This is a genomic window from Paenibacillus antarcticus, from assembly GCF_001637225.1.
Lineage (GTDB): Bacteria > Bacillota > Bacilli > Paenibacillales > Paenibacillaceae > Paenibacillus_AQ > Paenibacillus_AQ antarcticus.
In genome coordinates this window covers 1-4,852 of sequence record NZ_LVJI01000037.1, presented here as the reverse complement: position 1 = coordinate 4,852, position 4,852 = coordinate 1, and the positions used below count along the sequence as shown (strand labels likewise).

Genomic DNA, 4,852 nt, shown 5'->3' with positions numbered 1-4,852 from the left:
GTTTTATGTGCCAAGAAAATATTCTGTTATACTGCCCGTTAGCTTAATAAATACATCAATCCAGCAACTGCAAACGAAATGACTCCTGCTAAAGCAGACCATGTAGCAACTTTCTTCTTTATTTCACGGTCTTCCTTAGGCTCTGAATAAAAATTACCTCTTTGATGGTAACCAGTCGTCCATGCTCCAATGCACAGACCAGAAACAAAAATGAGAATAATTCCTAGATAGATAAAAAAATTCATAATTCATCTTCCTTCCCAATCACCCTAGTTTTTAATAAAACGTTTATTACAGGGAAAGGTTGCAAGCCAAGAAGTGAAGTTCTTTTTACGTTAAACTGCCCGTTAGTTTAGTCAAGATAGCCATCCAAATTGGCTACCTAGACTTGAAGACACTAGAAGAACCGTCGATATAGCTCGCGTCTTCTCTCTCCACAGAGCTGAGCATATATCTGAGTGGTCGATGCTTTTTCATGCCCTAGCATCCCTTGAATGAATTCTAAGGGTGCTCCATTATCCAATAGCTAACATTCATAGGTATAACGAAAACGGTGCGGGTACACATTAGCTTCAATCTCTCCCCGATTTGCTATCCGCTTTAACGCCCATCTGATGGGCGGTATTGACATTCGGCGGGTAGGATGTGTTTCCGTTACAAACAGTACTTTAAAGGAATCTTCGCGACACTTTAAGTGTTTTTTAACCACACCTTGCATTCAGCGGTAAAGTAAACTTCTCTTTGTTTGGGTCACTTGCCATTTACAATCGCTGAACAATTTTCACAGTTAAGATCTTCAATGTTTATTCTCTGTACCTCTCTAACATGGCAGCCAGAACTATATAGAAATTCCAACAAAGCTCGTTCTCGGTGTGGTAGACAGGAAATCTTAAGATGAATTACATCCTCTTCTATAAGAAACTTCGGAATGCGTTTATCCATCTTTGGTTCTCTCAATTTAAGAGAGGCATTTTGCGTAAGGTAACCTTCTGCTTAGGCAAAGCGAAAAAGGGAGCGCACAAATCTGATACGATGTCCTAAGCTCTAGCAAAGTGATTTCCTCAATCTCAAGATCACCTAATTCACCAACCAGCATTTTTAATTGCAATGAGTAGGCTTTTAATATGTACGGACTGAATCCCTGAATCCGTTTATCAACTTCATACAGCTTCCATAATTCACTCAGGTACATAGAGAAACCCTCCCAATTATATAAACCTATTAAATCTAGGTTCTTTTGAAATGGAAGGGTTTAATCAATTTATTGCACTAACGTAAAGTTACCCGTTAGTTCAATCATATCAACTCTGAGATAAACATTGGTGTAGCTCCATCCTCTGTATTAAAGCCAAATTTATTATAGAAATCCACTGCATGTGGATAAGAAATTAATACTTTTGTTTTACACCCTTTATATCTATCAAGCATTATATTCATCATTTCCTTACCTATACCTATACTCTGATAACTCGGATTAATAAGCATATAATGAAAATATACCGTTAAAACACCATCTGACAAAGCATTTATTAAACCGACAAGCTTTCCTCCTTCCCAAGCGGTAACAATTGAATGAGACCCTCCGATTGCTTGTAAAAGCTCGTTTGGATACTTGCCAGACTCCCATTCTACCGAAAGAAATAACTCTTGGAGTGCATCCTTAGTGATATCCTCTTTGCTTGAAGCGTAATAAATACTCACCCCTATACCTTCCTTTCATAAAACTAACTACGGCACAACATCTGTTTTAAACTCCCATATTTCGATGGTTTTGCAATCCTTACGAAGCCATAAAATAATACCGACAAAGCAATTTCGGATTTATCAAAGTGAATAATCACTTTATTTACCTCAATATACTATTAAAAATATGTATAGAAAATGGATTAACTGAAGTGGAATTTGTATTTGTTTACATTAGAGAATTCATGAGAATACTTCTTTTACTTAAGCATACTAATCCTAAGAGGCTTATAGCGTTAATCTGCTCGTTAGCTTAATGAAAACAAGGAGAAGCTGCCATTAGTAAAATGTGATGCTCCCAGGTTAATGAATACTATTATAAATGCTTTTAAATTCTTGAACAAAATCAATCGGCAGCATAGGGTCATCAGAAGCGGCTACTCGTTGAAGCTCTTTTAACCAGTTCATTGATTCTTCATCCAAATTTGACACATCGTTTGCTTGATGAAAATAAAGATACAGCAATGCATGACGAAGTTTAATAGAATCTTGTAAATATACTATTTCTTCTTCTTGGATTGTATTTTCCTTCAGATATCCTTTCATAAAATGGCGGAAAAACAATTTATAATATTCCGTTTTATTTTCAAATTCCTTAAACGGATAAGAAAGTGCATAATACAATGTAATCCCAATATCGTTTACGAAATACGTATAACCGCAATCATCAAAATCGAACAAATAAATGTCTCCGTTATGCAGATAAAAATTACTTTGATGAAAATCAGTATGAGTCAAACCGTATGTATCTTTGGACTTGGGCAGAGAAGTAAGTTTTGTTAATCTTTCTTTTAAAATTGAAATCATCACATCATCAGGTCGCAGGTATTTCTCCGCCTTTAATTGAACTTCTTGGTCCCAGGCTTGTCGTTTATACGCCGGATTACTCCATTCATAGCCCTTTGTGGCATGATGGATTTTCCCCAGAAATTCGCCCCATTTTTCGTAAAGCGATTCATTCCAATCTTCATCCGACACTTCTTTTCCAAGAGACATTTCGTATGAAATGGCTAGGAACGAACCATTTTCTGCAGCAATTTCTTCAACCATATTACCCCTGGTCGATGGAACAGCATTTGAAACTGCCAGTCCTTTATTCGACAAAAAATTTAAAAATTCAATTTCACCCCTTATATTGTTTCTTGATCTTCTAATTGTATGTGAGATTTTTAATATGAAAAATGCATTGTTTTTCTGGTATTCATAAACAAAGCTTTCATAACCGCCCAATAAACGAACGGTGTCATTATTGATGTCATATCGCTTTATTGCTTCGGTAAGGATCTCTTCAGTGAATTGCTCTTTAATTTCTCGTATCATTTTCTATACCTTCTTTCATTCATAAGTTAAGTATTTGCATAATTTTTCCAATCAAAAATTTCGGCGACCACTTGACGGAAGGCCTACTGCTGACCGCTTTCCAGGTAATTGTCCAGCAGCGCCCTCTCTCAGAAGCACCTCTTCACACAAATAACAGTGTATTCTTATTAATTCCACATTTTGTTAAACTATCCTGCCCGTTCGTATTATGAGATCAACCAGTTCTTTCTGGTTGATCCTTTTTTCATTTGCATAGAGGATTAAGGTAGCCTGGTCGAACGTACCTGCCCGTGGGACTTGATCCCGAGCGCTATAATGTTCACCCCTACTTGTCATGACCATGATTGAGGCTGGTTGGGACGTAAGATCCCGTATAACAAGCGATGCTATGGAGCGACAAGAGGAAAACGTAGGGGCTGCCAGTAAATCTGACATACAGGGAGTGATGAAATGAATCCAGTTATCGGTCTAGATATTTCTAAAGAAGAAAGCCATGGACAAGCCTTTTTAGAGCGCGGAAACCCATTCAGAGGGACGTTCCATTTCCAGCACACTCGTGATGGTCTAGCGAATCTCCATCAAGTTTTAAAGGACGTTGAGTCTCTATCCAAACAACGTCCTTTACTTATTCTAGAAGCAACCGGACATTACCAAAGCCCCGTTGTTCAGTTCCTAGAGCAGCATCAATATATTTACATTGTTATTAATCCGCTCATCTCAAATCGGCTTAGGAAGTCTCAGCTTCGTAAAGTAAAGACGGATGCTGCTGACGCTTATCTTTTGGGAGAGTTGTACTACAAAGAAGAGTTTGAACCTTTTAAGAAAAGGGGTGTGCAACTGCTCAATCTACGCTATCTTACAAGGCAATATGAATCTCTTTCAAAGATGTGTGTACAGACTAAACTGCAATTCCAAGCTGTTCTAGATCAGGTTTTCCCTGCTTACAAAGGTGTCTTTGGATCTATGTATTCAGGTATTTCACTACGGTTTTTAAGTGAATTCCCAACCTCATATTCGGTATTGCAGACGGATGAAGATTCACTCAAAGCTAAAATGAAAGAACTTCTCACTTCGAAACGAGGACGTTCAGAGGACTGGATTAACCAACGCGTTCAACGGCTGCTAGATGCGGCAAAACAAAACCCATTTCAGCAAACCATGTACGCAAGCCACTTAATTAATTTGAAAGTCCTTATTACCCTTATTCTTCAGTACCAAGAGCATCTTACAGAATTGGAACAGAACATAGATGCTCTGGCTGAAGAAATTGAAGAATTTGAATTAATTCAGTCGATTCCCGGTATTGGACATAAAATTGCGGCAACAATTTTATCTGAAATTGGAGAAGTCGACCGATTTGATCATCCCAAAAAGCTAGTCGCTTTTGCAGGCATTGATCCAAGTGTCTTTGCTTCGGGCAAGTTCACGGCAACTCGAAATCGGATCACAAAACGTGGTTCCAGGCAGCTTCGATATGCACTGGTTTTGGCTGTCCAATGTGGCTTAATCCGGGCTCGCAATACACGAATCAAGGAGTTCTACGATCGTAAGAGAGCAGAAGGAAAACCACATAAAGTGGCTCTAGTCGCATGTGCCAATAAATTGGTTCATTGGCTATATGCCATCATGAAAAACAAAAAGACATTCCGGTCTGCTTAATATGAACGCAGTGGTATAACCTTCCAAATTTAATAAAATTGGAGGGTTATTTGGCTTACATGTTTTTAAATATACCATATGAATAAGCTTCACTTTACTGGTAATCTTGACAAGCTATTAGCTGGTATAG

At 38.0% G+C, this 4,852-nt stretch carries 6 protein-coding genes; 1 reads left to right on the top strand and 5 read right to left on the bottom strand.

The genetic code is table 11. From position 1 onward, the window contains the following. Positions 1-38: 38 nt before the first annotated feature. From PBAT_RS20330 to PBAT_RS20315, 5 genes are all read right to left on the bottom strand, one after another. Positions 39-245: a DUF5316 family protein gene (locus PBAT_RS20330; protein ID WP_068652360.1), complete on the bottom strand. Its 207-nt coding sequence runs from the start codon at positions 243-245 to the stop codon at positions 39-41. Between the two features lie 152 nt (positions 246-397). Next, positions 398-487, bottom strand: a complete 90-nt coding sequence (locus PBAT_RS26325; protein WP_338045673.1) for a hypothetical protein — start codon at positions 485-487, stop codon at positions 398-400. A gap of 471 nt (positions 488-958) precedes the next feature. Continuing rightward, complete coding sequence (locus tag PBAT_RS26070; RefSeq protein WP_248912444.1) at positions 959-1,192, bottom strand: hypothetical protein; 234 nt, start codon at positions 1,190-1,192, stop codon at positions 959-961. Between the two features lie 104 nt (positions 1,193-1,296). Beyond that, entirely contained in the window at positions 1,297-1,701 is a 405-nt protein-coding gene (locus PBAT_RS20320; protein ID WP_038573410.1) for a GNAT family N-acetyltransferase, read from the bottom strand. 345 nt (positions 1,702-2,046) lie between these two features. Next, positions 2,047-3,063 carry a phosphotransferase enzyme family protein gene (locus PBAT_RS20315; RefSeq protein ID WP_068652358.1) on the bottom strand — a complete coding sequence of 339 codons (1,017 nt, stop codon included), beginning with the start codon at positions 3,061-3,063 and terminating at the stop codon, positions 2,047-2,049. A 450-nt stretch (positions 3,064-3,513) separates the two neighbouring features. Here PBAT_RS20315 and PBAT_RS20310 point away from each other — a divergent pair, with 450 nt between their 5' ends. Further along, positions 3,514-4,722 (top strand): IS110 family RNA-guided transposase, encoded by a 1,209-nt coding sequence (locus PBAT_RS20310; RefSeq protein ID WP_068652356.1) that lies wholly within the window; start codon positions 3,514-3,516, stop codon positions 4,720-4,722. Positions 4,723-4,852 lie beyond the last annotated feature (130 nt).

Excerpts from the sequence above, each read along its gene's own strand:
- PBAT_RS26070 (WP_248912444.1), bottom strand. The coding sequence starts at position 1,192 with ATGTACCTGAGTGAATTATGGAAGCTGTATGAAGTTGATAAACGGATT.
- PBAT_RS20330 (WP_068652360.1), bottom strand. The coding sequence starts at position 245 with ATGAATTTTTTTATCTATCTAGGAATTATTCTCATTTTTGTTTCTGGT.
- PBAT_RS26325 (WP_338045673.1), bottom strand. The coding sequence starts at position 487 with ATGCTAGGGCATGAAAAAGCATCGACCACTCAGATATATGCTCAGCTC.
- PBAT_RS20315 (WP_068652358.1), bottom strand. The coding sequence starts at position 3,063 with ATGATACGAGAAATTAAAGAGCAATTCACTGAAGAGATCCTTACCGAA.
- PBAT_RS20310 (WP_068652356.1), top strand. The coding sequence starts at position 3,514 with ATGAATCCAGTTATCGGTCTAGATATTTCTAAAGAAGAAAGCCATGGA.